Origin of the sequence: Ktedonobacter sp. SOSP1-85 (assembly GCF_016587415.1) — a bacterium.
In the GTDB taxonomy this organism is placed as follows: domain Bacteria; phylum Chloroflexota; class Ktedonobacteria; order Ktedonobacterales; family Ktedonobacteraceae; genus Ktedonobacter.
In genome coordinates this window covers 1,463,772-1,483,501 of record NZ_BNJI01000002.1, presented here as the reverse complement: position 1 = coordinate 1,483,501, position 19,730 = coordinate 1,463,772, and the positions used below count along the sequence as shown (strand labels likewise).

Below are 19,730 nucleotides of genomic sequence, written 5' to 3'. Positions count from 1 at the left end.
CAGACCGCTGCTCTGTCGCCTGGGTTTAAGTAGGGCTGAGGTAAGGCCCGGTGATCCAGGTGCAAAAAGCCTTTTGAACACTGTCGAGATGAGGTCGGATTCCCTGCATGGTCACAGTGCAGGGATACGCATCACCCGGCGCTTGCCGGAGCATTTTTCCGAAAGGAATCGTCTGAATATGGTCTATGTCCTCTCATCAGAGAAGATACCATTGATGCCCTGCTCTGCTGCGATTGCCCGTTTGTTGCTCAAAGAGGGAAAGGCCAAAGTCGTCCGCAGAACGCCGTTTACGATCAAGTTGTACGCACAGCCAGAGCGTACCTACACACAACCCTTGACCTTGGGAGTGGATACAGGCAGTACGGTGATTGGTTCGGCTGTCGCGGATGAACAGGGTAACATCTGGTATCTTTCTGAAGTGGAAGTGCGCAATGATATTGCCACGACGATGAAAGAGCGAGCCACCCATCGTCGCAATCGTCGTCAACGCAAAACCAGGTATCGGCCTGCGCGCTGGTTACATCGAAGGAATTCCATCAAGACTGGACGCTTCTCCCCGACAATGAGAAGCAAGATCGACGCTCATCTACGAGAAATCCACTTTGTGCAATCCTTGTTGCCAATCACGTCCATCGTGCTGGAAACAGGAACCTTTGACCCGCATGCGCTCAAAAACCCGGAGGTATTGCGAAAGAAGTGGCTCTATCAGAAGGGCATCAATTACGGCTTTGCCAATACCAAAGCCTATGTGCTGACACGGGATGGCTACACCTGTCAACACTGCAAGGGGAAATCAAAGGATCAACGGCTCGAAGTGCATCACATCATCTTTCGTAGCCAACACGGAAGCGATGAGGAAAGCAATCTCTTGACGCTCTGCAAGACCTGTCATGATGCCCTTCACGCGGGAATGATTCCGCTCAAACACACCGGGAAGAAAAAAGGGGATTTGCTGCACGCGACCCAGATGAATAGCATCCGCGTGCAATTGTTGAAACTGGTTGAGGCGGAAGAAACGTGGGGATTCGTGACCAAAGAACATCGATTGCTTGCGGGTTTGCCCAAAGAACATTGTTTTGACGCGGCCATGATTGCGACACGCGGAAATGGGCCTGTTTTCCAGATACAAACGGTGCTTGTCAAGAAATGCATTCCAGATGGAGAGTATCAGCAAACCAAAGGAAAGCGAAGCGAGCAACGTCTCACGACAGGAAAAATCGGGGGATTGCGCAAATTCGATCAAGTGCGCTACCAGGGGCAGAACTACATCGTCAAAGGGCGTATGTCTACAGGATACGCGATCCTGATGGATTTTTCCGGCAAAAAAGCGGATTTGAAACCAATTCCCAAGTTTGCCAGGATGCGGAAAGTGAGTGCTCGATCTTCATGGATGATCAGCCAAAGAATCATGCCAAGTCCCTCATGCTCTATCATCTGATTTTCGTGTGCACATACCGGAACAAGCTGCTTATCTTGTATGGAAATGAGGTGAAACAAGGATTCGAGGAAATTGCAGCTCGCTCAGATGTTTCTTTTGAGGCACTTGAAGTGGATCAAGATCACATTTACTGTTTGGTGAAAAGCGAACCTCGGATGCGCACCGCTGGCCATCGTCCGCAGACGGAAACACATCTCGATCATGCAACTGTGGCAAAGGCATTTTCATGCGTTAAAAAGGCAATTTTGGAAAGAGAGGACATTCTGGCGTGATGGGTACTTCTGCTGCACCATCGGGAATACAAGCCAGGAGACTATTCGCCAGTACATTGAAAACCAGACATAGGAGGAAGGAGCGGCGTTCATCCACGAGGCTGAAGACCTCGTGGTTTTCTCGCCACTCCCCGTATAAAATCAATGACAGCTAATCATCGCCCACCAACGAGCGTGGATGTAGCTCGACGGGCTGGAGTATCCCGAACGACGGTCTCATATGTACTAAACGGAACGCCCAATCAGCGAATTAGTCCAGAGACGCGCGAGCGTGTGCTGGCGGCTGCGCATGAATTGAACTACTACGTGCACCCTTCGGCGCGGGCGTTGCGTAAAGGGCAAAACGACGATATATATTTTATCCTTGACCATTCTATGACCCTTTTCCTTAGCACCCTTACCAGTGAGTTACAATTGCGTGCCCAGGAGAAGGGATATACATTGGCGGTGTACTTCAACAATGCCTCATCAGAAGAGGATCGGCGCGCGTTTCTCTGGCGCCTCTTCTCCCAGAGGCCTTTAGGTATTATTGCTTTTCCCGGCAGTATAACTGAAGAAGACCTGGAACATGCAAAAAGCCGGGGAGCAGGCCCCTGTGTTTTTGTAAGTGATTGGGGAGTCAAATATGCTCCATCAGTGCAATTTGGGGCTGTTGAGATTGGTCGCTTGATAGCTCAGCATTTGCTAGAACGTGGGCATCGACATATTGGTGTCATTGCACCGCAGAATGTCCATCAGGCTTATTCGGTTCCCAGGCGCCTTGCAGGTATGCGCTCTGTATTCGAGAATGTGCATGCGCATAACTTACAAATCCTTCCTATTGCAGATACGACGTTGGCAGAGGCCCGTAGAGTTGCCGAACAACTGGCACAAGCTCCCTCGCGCCCTACCGCCATCTACGGCTTTAATGATGAGTATTGTTTCCACCTTTTACGCGCTTTGCGTGAACAGGGACTCCGCGTGCCAGAAGATATCGCGCTTGTTGGTGCGGACGATACCTCTTTCTGTGAGTTGAGCACACCCAGTCTTACCTCTGTCCGCTTCGATGTGAAAGGAATTGGTAGAAATCTTATAGACTGCGTTGATCGGCTTGCTAATGGAGAAGTAGAGTTTCAGTTAGAATTGGTAGAACCGCCTGTGCTTGTGCCCCGTGAATCCAGTTAAACGCTTTTCAGGACCCCACATTCCGCAGTTTTAATCCGAAAAAAATCGTTGACAGAGAAGAACTCGCCTTACCGCACGCAGGGCTTGCAGTCCCAGCGGTGAGGCAGGTGCTTCTCTGTCATGACCATGAACACGTATGCTCATGCGATGCCATCAATGAGAAAAGAGAGCAGGATAGAAGATGCAGATCGCCTTTGTCATTAAGGCGTTGCAACGAGCGCTGACACAAGCCAGGCCACAGATTTGTAATAGCGATCAAGGCAGTTAGTTTACCAGCCCGCAGTACACCCAGTTGTTACTGGCGCATGACGTGCGCATCAGCATGGATAGCAAGGGTCGTGCGCTTGACAATATCTTTACAGCACTACGAGAGTGGGCAGCGGAAGCCATGAGCCATTTCCAACCAGTGATGATAAAGTTTCTTAACCCTATGCTATAAAAACTTGATATCTCCCAAAATCTTCTCATAGGTGAGAATTTCTGTGGAGAATACCCTTCGTTTCCCGGCTTCTTGCGATTCAGTAACAGGCCAATTCAAAGCAAATTGAGAGATGCTCTCAGTCCAAGATCGCCAGCGCCGAATTGGCTTGCTGGACAGAAAAGAGCTCAGCATTGTAAGGCGCGCCAAGCCACTGGCGCAGACGTGTATGTTCAGGATGCTTGGGATTCTGCAATGCCTCAAGGAAAGAAGTGTATCCACCTATCCCACCGACATCCTCTGGAGGGCATGCCCGTTCACCGGCGAGACAGCGAGGAGTCATCCAAAAAGAATCCTCATTTCTGTTTTCATCTTGGAGATGCTCGATCTTTTCAATCGTAATCTGGTGCATCCAGCTATCTCCCAGGTCATATTCATAGGTCAACGTCAGCCACTCGGCCCAGACAGTTGCATCAAGTTTTGTGCGTCGGCTATCCCTGATGCGCATATCTGCACTTTCCCCATCAGGATTAGGAAGACCATACACCATTGTTTTCTTATTGATGGTTAACCTGAACAAATAGAGATGAGCGTTTTCCCACCCCATGACCACCTGAAGCATTTTATGGAGAGTATGAAGACTGATGGCACCAGGCACGACCATTTGGCGCCAAATCGGTGGCTCAATACCAGTCAATTGGACGTGCAGGTAATAGCAGCTCTCTGACTGATAACTTCCCAAGTGCATCTCCTCTTCTACATATGTTGTTTTCTAGTGTAACCATACACGACATGGTCATGTGCCCAATACGCCATTGAGGCCAGAGATATCCGTTGAAGGAAGAAGCAACGCTCTTCCCTCTCAGAATACAAGACGTGACGACTCCCCACGGCTCAAGCCGGGGGCTTCTCAGGAGGCTTGCGCTTCCTGAAGGCTCCGTCCGAGCCAAAGAGCTTTGATGTTGCGTGCGGCATTGTGATCCCTGTCCAGTTCACAGCCACACTCACACGAGTGCCAACGCTCTGAGAGCGTCTTCTTGCGAACCGTGCCGCAACTACTGCACACTTGGCTGGTATATTTCGGATCAACCAACACGACCTGCACCGTACCAGCCTCCGCCGCTTTGTACTCGCAGAACGCGATGAATTGACGCCAACCAGCATCTAAAATTGATGTATTCAGGCCAGATTTGGCACTGGCTCCGTTAGGAAGATACTGCCCCGTTTCCTCATCCTGTTTGGGTTTCGCTCGTTTGGAGAGGTTCGCAGGGGCAATATCCTCAAAGACGATGGTTTCGTAGGTATTCACCAGACGGCGTGACCACTGGTGAAGGTAATCCTGTCTCTGATTGCGCACCTTCCTGTGAAGCTTTGCCACACGCTGAGCAGCCTTCTTACGTCGCTTGCTCCCGCGCTTCTTTCTTGACAGAGCTTGCTGTGCTTTCTCAAGCTTCCTCGCTGCTTTGCGATAGTAACGAGGATTCTCGATCACGTCACCAGTGGAGAGCGTTGCCAGCTTGGAGACGCCCAAATCAATCCCAACACACTCATCCGTGTAGGGGGTGCGTACCACCTGCTCCACTTCACAGGCAAGGCACGCATACCAACACGCACCCTCTCGCTTGAGCGTACATGTCTTGATGGTGCCAAGCACCTTGCGATGTAACCTGATCTTCACATGCCCAATCTTGGACAGCTCAAGACGCCCGTTCTTGATGGAGAAGCCCGCTTGTGGATAGCAGAAGGAGTCATAGTGGTTGCGTCCCTGGTATCGGGGATAGCCGGGTATCTTGCCTGCCTTGACCCGCTTGAAAAAGTCTTTGAAAGTCTTCTCCACCCGGCGCAAAACATCCTGCAACACCTGAGAGTGGATGTCCTTGTATTCCTCTCTGATCTCCTTGATCTCAGGCAGTTGCATGGCTTGCGCATTGTAGTTGGTTCCCTTACCTGTGTATGTGTACATCTCTCGACGCTCTTGCAGCGCAGCATTGTACAACTCGCAACATCTGGCAAGTGTCCATTCAAGCTTCTCGGCTTGCGCTTTTGTGGGATACAAGCGAAATTTGTAGGTTTTAAGCATCCTTTTTCCCTTGCAATCGCTTGTACTCCTGCTCAACAAGGCGATGCAATGTCTGTTGCATACTTTCTTGCGACAATGCCGCGATCACCTTCAAGAGCGTATGCGTTTGTTTGAGAATGCGTATGGTAACTGTTTGCTTTTCTTCCATGTATGCATTGTATCACTTTGCATACATGAAAGAAAAGCGTCTGCGTTCTCTCGCCACCCTATCTACCCAACAAGGAACGCGCCTTCTATCCCCCTGGCTAAAGCCCTGTCTTTTACCCACATTTAACAATTAGATTTTGTGGAACAGCACAGGAGGCCAACTCCCCCTGTTGAGCGTTTCACAAACACATGTATAGCGATGGGCTTGTGAAGCCCCTCCAAAAAGATGTGGGTAAGAGACAGGGCTAAAGCCAGGGGTTTTACGGCGCGTTTCGATAAGCGCAGAAAAGATTGAGTTAGAGTGGCAAAAAAGATACTCTCCAACCGCTCTATCTGTCATTGCGCTCTGAATGATTGATGCCACCTCCCAATGTCTGCAAAAGCATTCTGTCAGTACCCTACGGCGAAAGCCGAGGGCTTGGAGTTGTGTCTGAACTCCACCGCAATTCAGCATACCTTTTCAGGCGTGCTGCTTTGGCTTCATCGTCCGACACATCAGGGCGTACTGACAAGAGGCCCGTTCCTATCCAGTCTTGCCGGATAAGAAGCGTTCGCATCGCAATGTTTCTTGCACCAACCAGATCGGCATGGAGCGTGTACTGACAATTCTGACAGACAAAGAGCAAGCCCTTGTGAGGACGATTCTCTTTGCAGGTATACCCACATTTGGGGCAGGCCTGCGAGGTGTAGTTGGCATCCACCTTGATCGCCATACTTCGATGCAAGAGCGCTTTATAAGCGATCATACTGTGCAACTCTGCAAAGGACCATTTGGAAAAGGCACGATTGGCTTTGCGCTGTTTGGCACTGGCTCGCTTGCCTTTCCGTCGTGTGGTCTGCTCGCGAATGTCTGTCAGATGCTCCAGTCCAATCAAGCTTTGAGGATATTGCTTCACAATCCGTTTACTCACGACATGATTGGCGTTTGCTTTCAACCGTCTCTCTCGTCCACTGATGGCAACGAGCCTTCTCGTTGCAGAACGAGTGCCTTTCTTTTGCAGACGCTTTCTCAGTCGTGCAGAGTGATGGGATCTAGCAACAATGGAGGGGTCAGCATGGAAGGTGCAATCGCCTTGCATCGTCGCCGTGACGGCAAGGTATCGCATCCCCACATCCACACCAACGACCTGCTTGTGTGTTTCTGGGGTAGGATCAGCCGTCTCCACTTCCAGGGAGACAAGGAGGTAAAACTGCTTCTTGGCTTTGTCATACCAGAGTTTCGATGCACCAATCTCCGTACCACGCTGGATCAATGCCACATGCTTATACTACTTGCCTACTAACAGGATATAAATACAGGAGAATCAATACATAATATGAGAAGCAATATTACTTATTTTGTTGCTCAATTTAATATACGCGTACATGCCTGTTCTTCGTGGGATTGTTTCAAAGAAATCCCGGCTCGTGAGAGCCGGGATACAAAGAGCTAGCTGATGCTAATACAATCGATATCCGGTGCCCAGCCAGAGCCGCTAGAGAATTGAATGCTATTGTAGCCCGCATTGAAATTCACCACGACACTGGTTGTTTGCACCGCGTTCCAGTTATTATCATTGGTGCCATGGAAAGTGAGCGTACTTGCCGCTCCACCGTTGACACTTAATTGGACTGAACGCCCGCTATCACCATCGATATACTGGATTGTTAAAGTATAACTCCCTGTATTGCTGACCAGCACTTGATTGAACGAGAGAGAGGCTCCGTTACCAATGTTGCCGACCTTCTGACCACCAGAGCACGCCGAGCAGGAGACGATGGAGGCGCTCCCAGTCAGCGTATTGCCCACGGCCTCAGCCTCGGTGGTGTTGTTGCCGCCCAACGTGACACGGTCGATGTCCGGAGCCCAGTTGGAACCCGAGTAGAGTTTGACGGTGTTGCTTCCCGCATTCAAACTTATGGTCATCGTCAGTGTCTGAACTGTGTTCCAGTTGTTGTTGTTGGTGCCGTGGAAATTGATGGTGAGGGGGGAACCCCCATTAATGCTTATTTGCGCCGAACGTCCGCTATCGCCATCGATGTAAGCGATGGTCAACGTGGTCCTGCCGGTTGTGCTGGCCTGGACGTTGTTAAAGGTGAGAGAGGCGCCGTTGCCAATGTTGCCGACCTTCTGACCACCAGAGCACGCCGAGCAAGAGACGATGGAGGCGCTTCCAGTCAGTGTATTACCCGCGACTTCGGCTTCATATGAAGCGGGTATCAGGCTGCCGACAATGAGTCGATCGAGATCAGGACTCCAGCCTGAGGATGGCGAGGAGAACTGGATCGTGTTGTTCCCCGCATTCAGGTTCACCAAAATTGTGGTAGTCTGTACGGCATTCCAGTTATTATCGTTGGTCCCATGGAAGTTCTGCGTGGTTGCGGAGCCGCCATTGACACTGAGCTGCATTGAACGCCCGGCATCTCCGTCTACATACGAAATGGTCACGGGGTAGGTCCCACTGGCACTAACGGAAATGCTGTTGAAGGTAAGGGAGGCGCCATTACCAATGTTGCCGATCTTTTGACCGCCAGAACAGGCCGTGCAGGAGACGACAGAGGCGCTGCCAGTGAGCGTATTTGCAAGCGCTTCGGCTTCGTAGATCTTGCCCGCGTTTCCGCCTGCTGGTGTCACCTTCAACAGGCGTGAAGCATGGCCGTTTAAGGAAGCACTAAAATGATCGGCTATCGCGCCCAGGTTTGTATGGCTCCAGAGGTCACGCACCATAGGGGCGCCACTTATCCCGAGATCACTCCAGTTCACCGTGACGGGGGCGTTCTCACTATCCAGATTGAAGAGTGCCACTGTATAGGTGCCATCGCCATTGTCTGCGTACCATACTTGCTGGTTGTTGAGCTGTGAGAGCGGACGGGCAGGATGACCGGATTGATCAACTGCAATGACTTCATCATTCGTCAATAACGAGAGTCCATAGCTGTCCAGCTTGGTGAGATCATCGCCGGAGAAAAGCGGGGCCGCCTCGATTGCCCACAGCGTCATATAACTTTGACGCTCGTCCTGGGAAATCCCATCCAGTGTTGCGCTGCCAACGTCAAGGGAGTCAAGGTCATTCCACCCACCCGGACCAGCGTTCTGCGTCCAGGGAACGACATCATTGAAGCGTGCTTTGACCGAGTTATCCCACGTCACCAATGTCCCACAATAGCATTCGACGTCAGTGTCAATGCGCCAACCATTGGCCTGCTGCTGCCAGAAACTGATATAGCGATGATCCAGGGCCCAGGAGAGCTCAAACCAGATCGAACGTCCACTCTGCGCCAGGGCCTGTGACCACGCCTGCACATCGGGCCGGTTATCGGTGCTCAGATCATAGATGCCAGAACCAGGGGTTACCCCATCGAGTTTGAGGAAATCCACCCCCCAGGAGGCGAACTGATTCGCGATGGAGTTGATATAGGCCTGCGCGCAGCTATTGCTATAGTCAATGGCATAGTTTCCTCGCCAACCGTTCGTCATCTGTAACGGCTTGATCGCGATATCCTGGGCGTGGCAACTGGTGCCGTAGATAGGATAATTCTGGTTGTAGACGGTCTGGTCGAGGCCGGCAACGTAGTAGATTCCCAACTTTAACCCATAATTGTGGACATAGTTCGCTACGTCGCTGATGCCGGCAGGGAACCGGCCAGGATAAGGGGAAGGCCGCCCATAACCATCAAACGTAGCCTTCCAGTTCGAATCCATCCACCAACCCGCGTCGATGTTTATGTACTGGTAGCCATGTGGTTGGAGTTGCTGATGCAACACATCGGCCTGGGATTTGACGTGATCGGCAGTGAGCCAGGGGGTATTGTAGCCGCTATAATTCGTTGACTCCAGGCTCCAGCTACTCCAACCCATATATGGCTTCTGACCCAATCCATTGGAGGAAGCATGCGCTACATCCGGATGGGAAAAGAAGGGGAGCGGTAAGAAGAGAGCACAACAGATGAGTATAGCCAGTACGGGAATCACGCGACGAATGACAGCAATGTGCCGTAGCATAAAGAATCCCTCCTTTGGTTCCTCTACAGGAATACATCCTATGCACCTGTAGACAGTATGTGCTTCGTTGCAGGTACCATATGGTGTCAGGCGAGAATCTGGGTGTTTCCCTCCTTTCCAACGCATCTTGACCGCATCATTGCCCAAACGAGATGCTGTTTACAGAGAGCGAGCCAGAAAGCCCCCGTGATTTATCCGGGGGATGAATGGCTCTTCCCTGTTTGGGGTGTAGGAGGCATGGGTCGATAGGTTGGGTCATCCCATGCTAAAAAACTATCCACCGCACGTCGTACTAATTCCGCTATAGCCACCCCTTCTTGTTCGGAACGCTGACGAAGGCGTTCCATTTGCTTCTCTGTTAAATACAAATTGGTTCGTTTCATGTTCTCCCTCATTTGACATACAGCAATATATGCTGTATACTCTAGCATATAAAGAGAAAAGGAGCAAGGGCGCAATGCTGATATATGAATATAAGCTGGATGGCACGAAAGCACAATACGCGGCGATTGATGAAGCCATTCGCATTGTCCAGTTCATTCGTAACAAGTGTTTGCGTTTGTGGATGGATGAACATGCCACCAAAAATGACTTGCAATGCTATTGCGCCGTCCTTGCCAAAGCATTCCCCTTTGCTTCCTCTCTCAATTCCCAGGCACGTCAAGCCAGTGCTGACCGAGCATGGTCTGCTATTGCTCGCTTTTATGACAAGTGCAACCAGAGGAAACCAGGAAAGAAGGGATATCCCCGTTTTCAGAAACATAACCGTTCTGTGGAGTATAAAGCAACAGGATGGAAGCTTGAGCCTGACGGGAGGCATATCACCTTCACTGATGGCTGTGGCATCGGTCGTCTTCGCCTGGTTGGCACGCGAGATATTGAAACCTTCCCTGTGAAGCACATCAAACGTGTGCGTCTTGTCAGACGTGCAGATGGCTACTATGCGCAATTTTGTGTGCAGGCAGAGAGGCAGATTGATCATCTTCCTACGGACAAACAGATTGGCATCGATGTTGGTTTGAAAGCCTTCTACACTGACTCTGAAGGGCAAGCCGTCGAGAATCCACGCCACTACCGAAAGGCGGAAAAGCGCCTCAAGCGGTTGCAACATCGCCTCTCCAAGAAACAGAAGCAATCAGCCAACCGGAAGAAAGCTCGTCAAGCCGTCGCCAAAGCCCATTTAAAAGTCCAAAGGCAGCGTGAAGATTTCGCCAGAAAGCAGGCGAATGCGCTCGTCTCGTCTCACGACCTGATTGCCTTTGAAGACCTGCAGATCCGCAATATGGTGAGGAACCGGCATCTCTCTAAGAGCATCAGCGATGCCGGATGGGGTCGGTTTCTGGCTTGGGTCAACTACTATGCTGCCTTGCATCACGTCCCTGTCATCGCCGTCTCGCCACAGTTCACCAGTCAGAACTGTTCAGTCTGTGGCACGCTGGTCAAAAAGAGCTTGAGCGTGCGTACCCATATCTGTACTGCCTGTGGAGTGGTCTTAGACAGGGATCAGAATGCGGCGTTGAACATTTTGCAAAAAGCGCTCAGTACCGTAGGGCATACGGGAACTGATGCACCTGTGAGTGCATGAAACGCTTCTGGACAGGATGGCCTCTACAACGTCTCAGCAATGCGACGCTGCAAGCAACCTGGATGAGAGAAGAATCCCCCGTGATTTATCCGGGGGAGTGTCAAGGAATTCGAGAGCAGCCTGAATGATCAAGGATCAACGTTTTTTCCCCCAAATCTTAATTGACAGACTGCCGCTGGCAATGAACCGACTATCGGGACTGATGGCAAGGCTGTAGACAGGACCTGCATGGCCCGGCAAGGTGCGAATAGTTTCTTGAGAGCCGTAAAGATTCCATTCCTTGATGGTTTTGTCTTCGCTACTACTGATGACCGTTTGCCATGCAGGATGAAACGCGACTGAACGGACAGGCCCGGCGTGACCCGTGAAAGTGGAAATGAGCCTCCCCTCGTCGGCCCCCCACCATTTCATGGTCCTATCTGCACTCCCACTCAGCAGCATCGTTGAGTTGATGGGAAATTGCCCGTCCTCCACCATGGTCAAAGACAACACTTTCCCACTGTGGCCTCTGAGAGTACGAAGGAGTTTTCGAGTGCGAGCGTGCCATAAGCGGATCACGCCGACCTCGTCTCCACTCGCAATGATCTGGTGATTGGGACTCATAGCAACGCTGTAAAGAGGGCTTGGATGGTCGATGAAGGGCAGCAGAAGCCGTCCAGTCTGCAGGTCCCAGAGTCTGACAGTCTGGTCGGTGCTCGCGCTGACAAGGGTTTGTCCGTCAGTGCTGAGCGCAAGAGAGCGCACTGCATTGCCATGGCCTTCAAGAGGGCGCAAGAGTTTCCCGCTCTGAGGATCCCAAAGTTTGATCGCGCTGTCCTGTCCACCACTGACCAGAAGCCCTCCGCTCGGACTCCAGGCGAGAGCGAACACGCCGCCGACATGACCCGTGAGGGTGTGCAGCAAGTGGCCGCGCGAAGGATCCCAAAGCTTGATGGAGCCATCGATACTGCCACTGGCAAGAATCTGCCCATCGGGACGGAAGGCAAGGCAACGCACCCAACTCGCATGCCCCTTGAGCGCCTGCACGACCGCATCTTCTTTCACTTCCTCCGTCAAGAGATCCGCGACCAGGGTTAAAAATGCTCTCAGATCCTCTTCGGAAGCGGATTGACCATGGATGTCACGAACGGGCTGGCTCGGATATGCGAGTTCTTGTCGAATGTCGGCAACGATGTGAGTCAATTGCTCCCGGCTCTCTCGGTTGCGGAACATGCTGGCAATACGCCGGGCATCTACCTGGGGCTTTTGAGAGAAGATCGTGCCGTATAAGACCAGGCTGAGAGATCCTCCCCATCTTTCGGTGAGCGATCGACCTGGGAGTTGGGCAAAGTGGCGATGACAGGTAGGACAGCGGTAGAAAGTGATCTTTGCGTCGGATTCGGGCAGTATTTCTAACGGGCAATGTCGGCAGGACAAGCAAGTAGCTTTTGACGTCACACAATCTCCTCCTCGAAGGAAGCGGAAGCGCTTCATGACCTTGCGTATTCACAGGTACATCATAGCATTTTCTATGCCTCGATGTGGCGGGCTACAGAGAACGTGGGGAGAAAGCCCCGTGCATCAATGACTGGAGCTTTCTCCCCACGTTCTCTGTAAATGTGGTGTGATCACAGCCCACACAAGTGATCTGCCTCTTCTCTAGACGCTATCCGTTGCCCATTGCCCATTCCATTGCGCCATACGACAGTGGCCAGAAGTCAGAGAAGACTTTCGGTGGTTCCGGCGAATCCATCATGCGCTGAGTGAAGAGGATACCGATCATGCCCTCCGCAGGAACAATGTATGCCGTCGTGCCTAAACCGCCAGTCCAGCCGAATCGGCCTGGAGTATGGAAGATATCGTTACGCCGAATGTCTACCGCCATGCCAACCCCCAACTGGAATGCGTCCCGAAAAAGATGCCCGGGCCTGCTCGCTGCTCAGGATGAGGTAATCTGAGGTCATCAGCTCCACCGTGGCGCGGGAAAGCATTCGTTCACGACAGGGTCTTTATTTGAGCGAACATTCCACTATTTATACAATACAAAATTTTGGTAAATTCGCATCCGGGAAAGAGTCGGGAGCAGCATACAGCCTTCGTTCACGTACGCGATCATCGGGTTTGTAATATGTTCACTTGTATTGCTGGCTACTGCTTCTGTGATAGAGTGAGTCCTGTGTCATAGCACGAGGCATGCTTGTCCACTTAGAGAATGCGACTCAACGTTTCTGGACTGATGATCTCATTGAGGGATGGTATGAACAAAACCAATAAAAGTGAAATCACACGACTGCTTGAGGAATACCAAAGGAATGCCCTTTAGGACATCATATCTGCACTTACTATGTTAGCACAGAAAATGCATTCAAGATTGGACATCAGGAAATGCACGACAGAAAGACAAAGCCAACACTGGAACAGATACGAATACTGCTCCGATTTTCCTATGCAAACGTATGCAAGCACACGTTTGCACCGAATTTCGTTGTTCCTGTTTCATCCGTAGGTGCCTCCGGGCCGAAGCCCTTTGGTCTTACCCCGCGTCCGCAGGCAAGTTTGCGTCTTCGTCCGAGCCAGTACCGGAGACGGCTTGATCAATGAGCCCGATCAAGCGAAGGGCTTCCCGTAACACATTCTGACCTGCGTTGTGATCTCGATCCTGCGGAAACTGATCATACGGGCAAGCAGGATTCTGACACACAAAGATGCGATCCTTGAGCCTCATCGCTTCCCACGTCCAACCGCAGCAATGACAGGTCTTGCTGGAAGGAAAGAAACGGTCCACCTTGATTACCAGTCCCCCACGTTGCGCCGCTTTTGCCTCGAGCAGACGCCTGAGGGTGCCCAGCGAGGCATCGGCGAACGAGCGAGCGAGACGGCGATTCTTGAGCAGTCCCTTGAGGTGGAGATCTTCCACCCCGATGATCCCGTAACTGTCGGCCAGCCTGGTTGTGAGCTTCTGAAGGACATCCTGGCGCAGGCAGGTGATGCGATAATGCAGACGGGCAACCTGTCGGCGCGCTTTCTCCCGATTCTTTGATCCCAGTTTTCGGCGATGCAGCCGTTTGTTGGCCTGGCGTAACTTCTTGAGGGCGGTTTTGAGGAAGGCTTGGTTTTCGACTTCCTCTCCTGTACTCAAGGTGGCCAGGCGGTTGAGCCCCACATCAATTCCCACGGCGGCTGGTTTCTTCACCGCGATGGTATCAGGGATCTCAACCTGGATGGAAACAAACCACCAATCCGCTGTTTTGGTGATGCGTGCCCCTTTCACGCGGCCCACAAACCGCAGCTTCTCAGCCAGATTGACCCATCCGAGCTTGGGGATCCACATGCGATGATCCCCCAACGCGAATTGATCGTTGGCAAGGTAAAAGGAGGGTTTGCTTGTTTTCTTGCTCTTGAACTGGGGACGGCGGGCACGCCCTTCAAAAAACGCGGTGAAGGCTTTTCCCAGATCGAGAAAGGGCTGATCTGAGGCGTTTTTGGTGACCTCCCATGTCCAGGGGAATTGGACCCGCCGAATCTCGTTGAATTGCTTCTTGAGTTTCAAGGCAGTGGGTTTTTCTCCGGCCTCATACTGCCGATTCCACTCGGCAAGTGCCCAATTCCACACGAACCGGCTGGTTCCTGCGGCTCTTGCAAAGTAATTGACTTGCTCAGGCGTGGGATGCAGTCTGATCTTGTGTGTCTTGATCATCCTTGATATCCTTTCCCAGAGCTGCCGCTCGAATCAGGTTTCTGAGCGAACGCAGGCCAAGAAGCCGCGCAGAAAACACCGTCACGATGGCCATCAAGTCCCGCACCTGTTCTTCTTCGGGCGAGAAGGTTTCGCCGTTCACCACCGTGATCTGGGTTCCATGCCGTTCACAAAACTGCTCAAACCAGTCATAGCCAAAGCGCACGAACCGATCCTCATGGCCGATAATGAGCCGCGCCACCTGTCCTAATTCAATGTGCTCGATGACCTGATTGAAGCCTTTGCGTTTGTAGTTGAGCGCGGAGCCAATGTCTTCGATCCACTGATCGACGTTGATCCCATGTTCCAGGCAGTAGGCGCGCAGAGCTTCTTTTTGGAGAGCCAGGTCTTTTTTCTGCGAGGGGGAAGACACACGAGCATACGCGATCACCAATCCCTGCTCGGAGGAAATCAGCCCACGATACTGCAAGTATTGTTCATGTGTGTAGTAGCGCCGATTTGTCGGACTCCGAAACGCAGGTAAAATCCCCTTGCGATCCCATTTTTGCAAGGTATTGACGGATTTTCCAATCAGTTTTCCAAATTGTTTTGGTGAATATGTATGCTCCATACATACATTCTAATACAACTTCCCTGCTTTTTCAATACTGCTGAAGGCTCTTTCGCTGCTGGCAAGGAGTTGCTCCCGATGGGGTGTAGGAAAAAGTTGTAGGCAAGGGGGCAAAAAGAGAGTATCCTCAACTTGTAAATAAATTTGCTTCGTGGGCCAAAATTGGACAATTCGATGGGTGTGTGCCCGGGCGACTGAAACGGCCAGTAGAGCGAGATGAGTTCTTTTTTAAGTGCTGAATATACCTCTTTTACCTGTCTTGCCACCCATTTAATTATCCAATTTGGGCCCACAAAGCGCTGTGATCTACAGTAGATGCAGGATGAGTATGAGGTGCATTTGTTCGAGTACTGACGCCTATCTTTACTGTTTCGGCGAGGTGTCCTGCAGGTGCTCCTTCTCTGGATCAGCAGGATCAGGTCGAGCGCGATTGGAGGAGTCCCGCGACGAGCGGTTCGACCATGCGGCGGGCATCGTAGCGCGGGTCGTTGTCAGCGCCAACGCAGAGGTTGCCAATGCCACGCATCAGTTGGTAGGCATCCATATCGGCGCGGATCTCGCCAGCCTGGGCGCAGGCCTCGAGCAACTGAGCACAAACGGGTCGGAGACGGTCAATGAAGTAGGTATGCAGCGCGTCGAAGCCGACGCTGCCGGGTTGTAGGACCGTGGCAAGTCCATGCTTGGTGACCAGGAAATCAACGAAGAGGTTAACCCACTGACCAAGTGCAACGTACGGTGAGCTAGCATTGGCCAGCAGAACCGGACCAGCCTCAGCGCAGGCCTCGACCTGATGGCGGTACACGGCCACCACAAGATCCGCTCGCGTCGGGAAGTGGCGGTAAATCGTCCCCATCCCGACGCCAGCCGCAGCCGCGATGTCACGCACTGGCGCCTCGACACCGGACGTGACGAACACGGCGGCGGCGGCGGCGAGCAACGCCTGCTCGTTGCGTTGCGCGTCGGCCCGAATCTTTCGGGCTGGTTTCTGCTGGGCTAATTGTCCCGTTCCCTCGTCGCTGGTGGTCATCGCTTTATTCCTTCCCTCAAACAATCACTTGACAAAGCGGAACCTTGTTCCGTATAATATTAGCGGAGCATTGCTCCGCTAATATTATACCATACGCAAAAGAGTTGGAAGGAAGAGCTTTCTATGAACGAATCAGACATGGCGGCGACATCCGTGGCCATGAGTGCGCCTACTCCTGTCGTCTCTGTCAGTCCGGTGGTGTTGTCAGCTCCGGGGCGCGGCGTGGATTTGCAGATGCGAGTTTCCGCCCCCGTGACCGGGCGCGATCTCCCCATCATCCTCTTCTCGCACGGCCACGGAAACTCGTGGTATCTTTCCTCGTTGCACGGCTACGGCCCACTCGCCGATTTCTGGGCTGCTCACGGCTTCGTCGTGCTCCAGCCCACCCATCTCGACTCAAGGGAGCTAGGCCTCAGAGACGCTCCCGGAGGACCCTTGTTCTGGCGGTCCCGCGTAGAGGACATGAAGCTCATCCTCGACCAGCTTGACCTTATCGAGGCTTCCGTGCCGCAACTCAGCGGGCGCCTGGACCGAAGCCGGATCGCCGCGGCTGGGCATTCAATGGGCGGGCACACGACAAGTATGCTGTTGGGCGCGCGGCTTACCGATCCCAATGACGGAACGGAAGTGGATATGGCCGATTCCCGGATTAAAGCGGGTGTGCTGCTTGCCGCGCCTGGCAGGGGCGGTGCTGATCTCAGCGTGTTCGCGGCTGAGCATTATTCATTCTTCTTGCACTCCAGCTTTGCTGAGATGACGACGCCGGCCCTCGTGGTCACGGGCGATAAAGATGTCTCGCCCCATCTGACGGTCCGGGGCGCGGACTGGCATGCTGATCCGTACTTCCTGAGTCCCGGCCCCAAGTGCTTGCTTACGTTGTTTGGCGCAAAGCATGGGCTTGGCGGAATTGCGGGGTACGACGCGGCTGAGACGACCGACGAGAACCCAGAGCGACTGGCTGCGGTCCAGCGGCTTACCTGGGCCTACCTCCGCACCGCGCTCTACCCCGGAGACCCCGCCTGGCCGGCAGCGCGCACGGCTTTGGTGGAGAGTCCCAATCCACTGGGTCGAATTGAATCCAAGTGAAGCTCTCAGAAGCGCAGTCGCAATTTCTGATCGATTCGGTCGCGGACAACCTCCGAGGTCGTCGGACCCTTGGCGAGGCGTTAGCCGTCCCGCGACGGCGTCTGGGACATGGGTGGGGAAGCTTGGCAGCTTCGCCCCACAAGGCTTATAGCTTAGCGAACTACTACCGGACAAGCTTCTTGTTAAAGAGAAAGGAGATTTCTTCTTATGGATATTCAGGATAAAGTCGTGATTATTACAGGCGCATCCGAAGGCATTGGCCTGGCTACCGCACGTCTCTTTGCGGAGGCCGGAGCAAAGGTCGCACTTGCGGCACGTTCTGCCGATACCCTTACTACCATTGTCAATGAGCTTCATGAGCAACATCGTGAGGCTATCGCGGTTCCCACCGATATGCGCAATAAGGATGCGATTGAGGCTCTGGTGGACAGCGTTTTTCAGCAGTATGGACAAATTGATATTCTCATCAATAATGCGGGACAAACCGTGCTTGGCAATGTGGCTGATGTAGATATCGATCAGTTTCGCCAGGTTTTTGAGCTCAATGTGCTTGGCCCTGTAGAAGCGATGCAGGCTATCATCCCAAAGATGCGTCAAAACGGCGGAGGTCTGATCATCAATGTCAGTTCGATTGTTACAAAAATGCACCTGCCCGCCATTAGTGCATACGCCGCGACAAAGGCCGCCCTTAATATGATCTCTGATACTGCACGAGAGGAATTAGCTTCAGAGAATATTCGCATCACAACGATGTTGCCTCGTGCAACGGCAACGAATTTCGGCAAAAATAGCTTAGCAACTCCAAAGACAAATCAGCTGCGCCCACCACAAGGCGGACCAGAACCCGATAGTGCTGAAGCTGTGGCCCAGAAGATTCTCGAGGCGGCACGCAATGAGCCGCACGAGCAATATATGGATCGTCAAGTGTAAATAAATTTGCTTTGTGGGCCAAAATTGGACAATTCGATGGGTGTGTGCCCAGGCGACTGAAACGGCCAGTAGAGCGAGATGAGTTCTTTTTTAAGTGCTGAATATACCTCTTTTACCTGTCTTGCCACCCATTTAATTATCCAATTTGGGCCCACAAAGCGCCGTGATCTACACTCAACTCAACTCAAAAACACGAGAAGGATGCTCTCAGGATGAAAACGAATGAAGAGATCAAAGAGGCGTTGTTGGACCTGGCAGAGAAAGCGGTCGAGGAGCTGGTGGGTCACATCGAAGACCTGAAAGAGGGGGATCTGGATCAGTTAGAGCAAACGGTGTTCAAAGCGATCATGGAGTTTGGGCGAACAGCCCTGGAGGAACTCCTCAGGCAGAAAGCTCGTGAAGAGGAAGCCGCCAGCCCGACCGAAGGAAGCTGTGGGCATACGCTACGGCTGGTGAGCTACCGAGAGAAGCAAGTGAACACTGTCATGGGACCTCTGACCATCCGACGAGCCTATTACCATTGTCAGGAACCCAAGCGCCTTGCTGGGAGACAGAACCCGTTGCCGGCCTGCCCCGGAGTCGCCCCCTTTGATCAGCGGTGGGGGCTCGTCGGGCGCCGAAGCAGTCCGGGAGTGCGCCGTCTGGTGAGCTTTCTATCCGCCCGCCTGACGCACGAAGAAGTGGCCGAAACGCTGGCTCGGCTGTTTCCCCTGGCGATCTCCGCCCGGCAAGTGGGCCACGTGATCCAGCCTGCTGGCGAAGCATTTCGGCAGTTTAAAGACCAGCAGGTGCAGAAGCTGCTCACGCAAGGAGCAGAAAAACACCAGAGTGGAAAAGAACGCCAGGAAGAACACGGAGAGCCAATCCGGCGGCTGTATGTCGAAATGGATGGGGTGATGGCCCGACTCCGCCGGGGAAGTGTGCCGATGGAAGCGCACGAACAGCAGCGTGAGGGAGATGCGTATCGCGAAGTGAAAGTGGGAGCCGTGTTTGTGGGCGAGCCAGGACCGGAGCGCTCAGACCTGGTTCCAGGAGTCTTGATCGATCGTCCGGTGAGCATCAAGTATGTGGCCCGACGAACGACGGCAGAGGAGTTTGCACCTCAGCTGTATGCGCTGGCTCGCCACCACGGCCTCTCGCGGGCGCGGCAAGTCGTCATTCTGGGCGACGGGGCCAAATGGATCTGAAACCTGGCCGAGGAGCAGTTTCCTGGAGCCCTCCAGATCGTCGATGAATATCATGCCCGTGAGCATGTCCGGGATGTCGCGCGGGCTGCCTTCGCGGCTGAACCTGATCTGCCCGACTCCTGGGCACA

General features: G+C 52.8%; 17 protein-coding genes and 2 pseudogenes. 9 read left to right on the top strand and 10 right to left on the bottom strand.

Features of this window, described 5'->3' with window-relative positions; translation table 11 throughout:
* The first annotated feature begins 172 nt into the window (after positions 1 to 172).
* The 5 genes and pseudogenes from iscB to KTE_RS48160 all read left to right on the top strand — a co-directional run.
* Positions 173 to 1,438, top strand: a complete 1,266-nt coding sequence (gene iscB / locus KTE_RS34805) for an RNA-guided endonuclease IscB (protein WP_201391073.1) — start codon at positions 173 to 175, stop codon at positions 1,436 to 1,438.
* On the top strand, positions 1,387 to 1,710 hold the full coding sequence (locus KTE_RS34800) for a transposase (RefSeq protein ID WP_201389864.1): 324 nt from the start codon (positions 1,387 to 1,389) through the stop codon (positions 1,708 to 1,710). The genes iscB and KTE_RS34800 overlap by 52 nt, the downstream gene beginning before the upstream one ends.
* On the top strand, positions 1,646 to 1,783 hold the full coding sequence (locus KTE_RS50025; RefSeq protein ID WP_374226860.1) for a transposase: 138 nt from the start codon (positions 1,646 to 1,648) through the stop codon (positions 1,781 to 1,783). Before KTE_RS34800 ends, KTE_RS50025 begins: the two co-directional genes overlap by 65 nt.
* 71 nt (positions 1,784 to 1,854) lie before the next feature.
* On the top strand, positions 1,855 to 2,874 hold the full coding sequence (locus KTE_RS34790) for a LacI family DNA-binding transcriptional regulator (protein ID WP_201389847.1): 1,020 nt from the start codon (positions 1,855 to 1,857) through the stop codon (positions 2,872 to 2,874).
* A 193-nt stretch (positions 2,875 to 3,067) separates the two neighbouring features.
* Positions 3,068 to 3,235: pseudogene (locus KTE_RS48160) on the top strand (IS3 family transposase); the annotation flags it as partial.
* 196 nt (positions 3,236 to 3,431) lie between these two features.
* On the opposite strand, the gene KTE_RS34785 reads toward KTE_RS48160, so the two are convergent.
* The 6 genes and pseudogenes from KTE_RS34785 to KTE_RS34760 form a co-directional block, all read right to left on the bottom strand.
* A complete protein-coding gene (locus tag KTE_RS34785; RefSeq protein ID WP_236600812.1) occupies positions 3,432 to 4,040 on the bottom strand; it encodes a plasmid pRiA4b ORF-3 family protein in 609 nt (202 codons plus the stop codon).
* Positions 4,041 to 4,202: 162 nt separating this feature from the next.
* Positions 4,203 to 5,372, bottom strand: a complete 1,170-nt coding sequence (locus tag KTE_RS34780) for an RNA-guided endonuclease TnpB family protein (protein ID WP_201389843.1) — start codon at positions 5,370 to 5,372, stop codon at positions 4,203 to 4,205.
* Positions 5,365 to 5,520, bottom strand: coding sequence for a hypothetical protein (locus tag KTE_RS34775; protein WP_201389841.1), 156 nt, complete (start codon positions 5,518 to 5,520; stop codon positions 5,365 to 5,367). Before KTE_RS34775 ends, KTE_RS34780 begins: the two co-directional genes overlap by 8 nt.
* 397 nt (positions 5,521 to 5,917) lie before the next feature.
* A pseudogene (locus tag KTE_RS34770) lies at positions 5,918 to 6,784 on the bottom strand (RNA-guided endonuclease InsQ/TnpB family protein); the annotation flags it as partial.
* A gap of 164 nt (positions 6,785 to 6,948) precedes the next feature.
* Positions 6,949 to 9,501 (bottom strand): carbohydrate-binding protein, encoded by a 2,553-nt coding sequence (locus tag KTE_RS34765; protein ID WP_201389839.1) that lies wholly within the window; start codon positions 9,499 to 9,501, stop codon positions 6,949 to 6,951.
* A gap of 191 nt (positions 9,502 to 9,692) precedes the next feature.
* Complete coding sequence (locus tag KTE_RS34760) at positions 9,693 to 9,884, bottom strand: ribbon-helix-helix domain-containing protein (protein ID WP_201389837.1); 192 nt, start codon at positions 9,882 to 9,884, stop codon at positions 9,693 to 9,695.
* A 74-nt stretch (positions 9,885 to 9,958) separates the two neighbouring features.
* Here KTE_RS34760 and KTE_RS34755 point away from each other — a divergent pair, with 74 nt between their 5' ends.
* The gene (locus KTE_RS34755) at positions 9,959 to 11,086 is read left to right on the top strand and encodes an RNA-guided endonuclease TnpB family protein (RefSeq protein ID WP_201389835.1); all 1,128 of its coding nucleotides are present in this window, start codon (positions 9,959 to 9,961) and stop codon (positions 11,084 to 11,086) included.
* 135 nt (positions 11,087 to 11,221) lie between these two features.
* On the opposite strand, the gene KTE_RS34750 is transcribed toward KTE_RS34755, so the two are convergent.
* The 4 genes from KTE_RS34750 to KTE_RS34735 form a co-directional block, all read right to left on the bottom strand.
* The gene (locus tag KTE_RS34750) at positions 11,222 to 12,523 is read right to left on the bottom strand and encodes a WD40 repeat domain-containing protein (protein ID WP_201389833.1); all 1,302 of its coding nucleotides are present in this window, start codon (positions 12,521 to 12,523) and stop codon (positions 11,222 to 11,224) included.
* Between the two features lie 1,075 nt (positions 12,524 to 13,598).
* On the bottom strand, positions 13,599 to 14,762 hold the full coding sequence (locus KTE_RS34745; RefSeq protein ID WP_201389830.1) for an RNA-guided endonuclease TnpB family protein: 1,164 nt from the start codon (positions 14,760 to 14,762) through the stop codon (positions 13,599 to 13,601).
* The gene (locus KTE_RS34740) at positions 14,722 to 15,372 is read right to left on the bottom strand and encodes an IS607 family transposase (RefSeq protein ID WP_201389828.1); all 651 of its coding nucleotides are present in this window, start codon (positions 15,370 to 15,372) and stop codon (positions 14,722 to 14,724) included. Before KTE_RS34740 ends, KTE_RS34745 begins: the two co-directional genes overlap by 41 nt.
* Before the next feature lie 415 nt (positions 15,373 to 15,787).
* On the bottom strand, positions 15,788 to 16,399 hold the full coding sequence (locus tag KTE_RS34735; protein WP_201389826.1) for a TetR/AcrR family transcriptional regulator: 612 nt from the start codon (positions 16,397 to 16,399) through the stop codon (positions 15,788 to 15,790).
* Between the two features lie 138 nt (positions 16,400 to 16,537).
* Here KTE_RS34735 and KTE_RS50020 point away from each other — a divergent pair, with 138 nt between their 5' ends.
* From KTE_RS50020 to KTE_RS34720, 3 genes are all read left to right on the top strand, one after another.
* On the top strand, positions 16,538 to 17,485 hold the full coding sequence (locus KTE_RS50020) for an alpha/beta hydrolase family protein (RefSeq protein ID WP_374226859.1): 948 nt from the start codon (positions 16,538 to 16,540) through the stop codon (positions 17,483 to 17,485).
* A 207-nt stretch (positions 17,486 to 17,692) separates the two neighbouring features.
* Positions 17,693 to 18,415, top strand: coding sequence for an SDR family oxidoreductase (locus KTE_RS34725; RefSeq protein ID WP_201389823.1), 723 nt, complete (start codon positions 17,693 to 17,695; stop codon positions 18,413 to 18,415).
* Between the two features lie 212 nt (positions 18,416 to 18,627).
* Positions 18,628 to 19,602 (top strand): hypothetical protein, encoded by a 975-nt coding sequence (locus KTE_RS34720; RefSeq protein WP_201389821.1) that lies wholly within the window; start codon positions 18,628 to 18,630, stop codon positions 19,600 to 19,602.
* Positions 19,603 to 19,730 lie beyond the last annotated feature (128 nt).

What these genes read in the sequence shown, in the direction of transcription:
- KTE_RS34735 (WP_201389826.1), bottom strand. Translation starts at nt 16,399, where the DNA reads ATGACCACCAGCGACGAGGGAACGGGACAATTAGCCCAGCAGAAACCA.
- KTE_RS34790 (WP_201389847.1), top strand. Translation starts at nt 1,855, where the DNA reads ATGACAGCTAATCATCGCCCACCAACGAGCGTGGATGTAGCTCGACGG.
- KTE_RS34740 (WP_201389828.1), bottom strand. Translation starts at nt 15,372, where the DNA reads ATGGAGCATACATATTCACCAAAACAATTTGGAAAACTGATTGGAAAA.
- KTE_RS34765 (WP_201389839.1), bottom strand. Translation starts at nt 9,501, where the DNA reads ATGCTACGGCACATTGCTGTCATTCGTCGCGTGATTCCCGTACTGGCT.
- KTE_RS34755 (WP_201389835.1), top strand. Translation starts at nt 9,959, where the DNA reads ATGCTGATATATGAATATAAGCTGGATGGCACGAAAGCACAATACGCG.
- KTE_RS34760 (WP_201389837.1), bottom strand. Translation starts at nt 9,884, where the DNA reads ATGAAACGAACCAATTTGTATTTAACAGAGAAGCAAATGGAACGCCTT.
- KTE_RS34785 (WP_236600812.1), bottom strand. Translation starts at nt 4,040, where the DNA reads ATGCACTTGGGAAGTTATCAGTCAGAGAGCTGCTATTACCTGCACGTC.
- KTE_RS34780 (WP_201389843.1), bottom strand. Translation starts at nt 5,372, where the DNA reads ATGCTTAAAACCTACAAATTTCGCTTGTATCCCACAAAAGCGCAAGCC.
- KTE_RS34720 (WP_201389821.1), top strand. Translation starts at nt 18,628, where the DNA reads ATGAAAACGAATGAAGAGATCAAAGAGGCGTTGTTGGACCTGGCAGAG.
- KTE_RS50020 (WP_374226859.1), top strand. Translation starts at nt 16,538, where the DNA reads ATGGCGGCGACATCCGTGGCCATGAGTGCGCCTACTCCTGTCGTCTCT.
- KTE_RS34725 (WP_201389823.1), top strand. Translation starts at nt 17,693, where the DNA reads ATGGATATTCAGGATAAAGTCGTGATTATTACAGGCGCATCCGAAGGC.
- KTE_RS34800 (WP_201389864.1), top strand. Translation starts at nt 1,387, where the DNA reads ATGGATGATCAGCCAAAGAATCATGCCAAGTCCCTCATGCTCTATCAT.
- KTE_RS34745 (WP_201389830.1), bottom strand. Translation starts at nt 14,762, where the DNA reads ATGATCAAGACACACAAGATCAGACTGCATCCCACGCCTGAGCAAGTC.
- KTE_RS34775 (WP_201389841.1), bottom strand. Translation starts at nt 5,520, where the DNA reads ATGGAAGAAAAGCAAACAGTTACCATACGCATTCTCAAACAAACGCAT.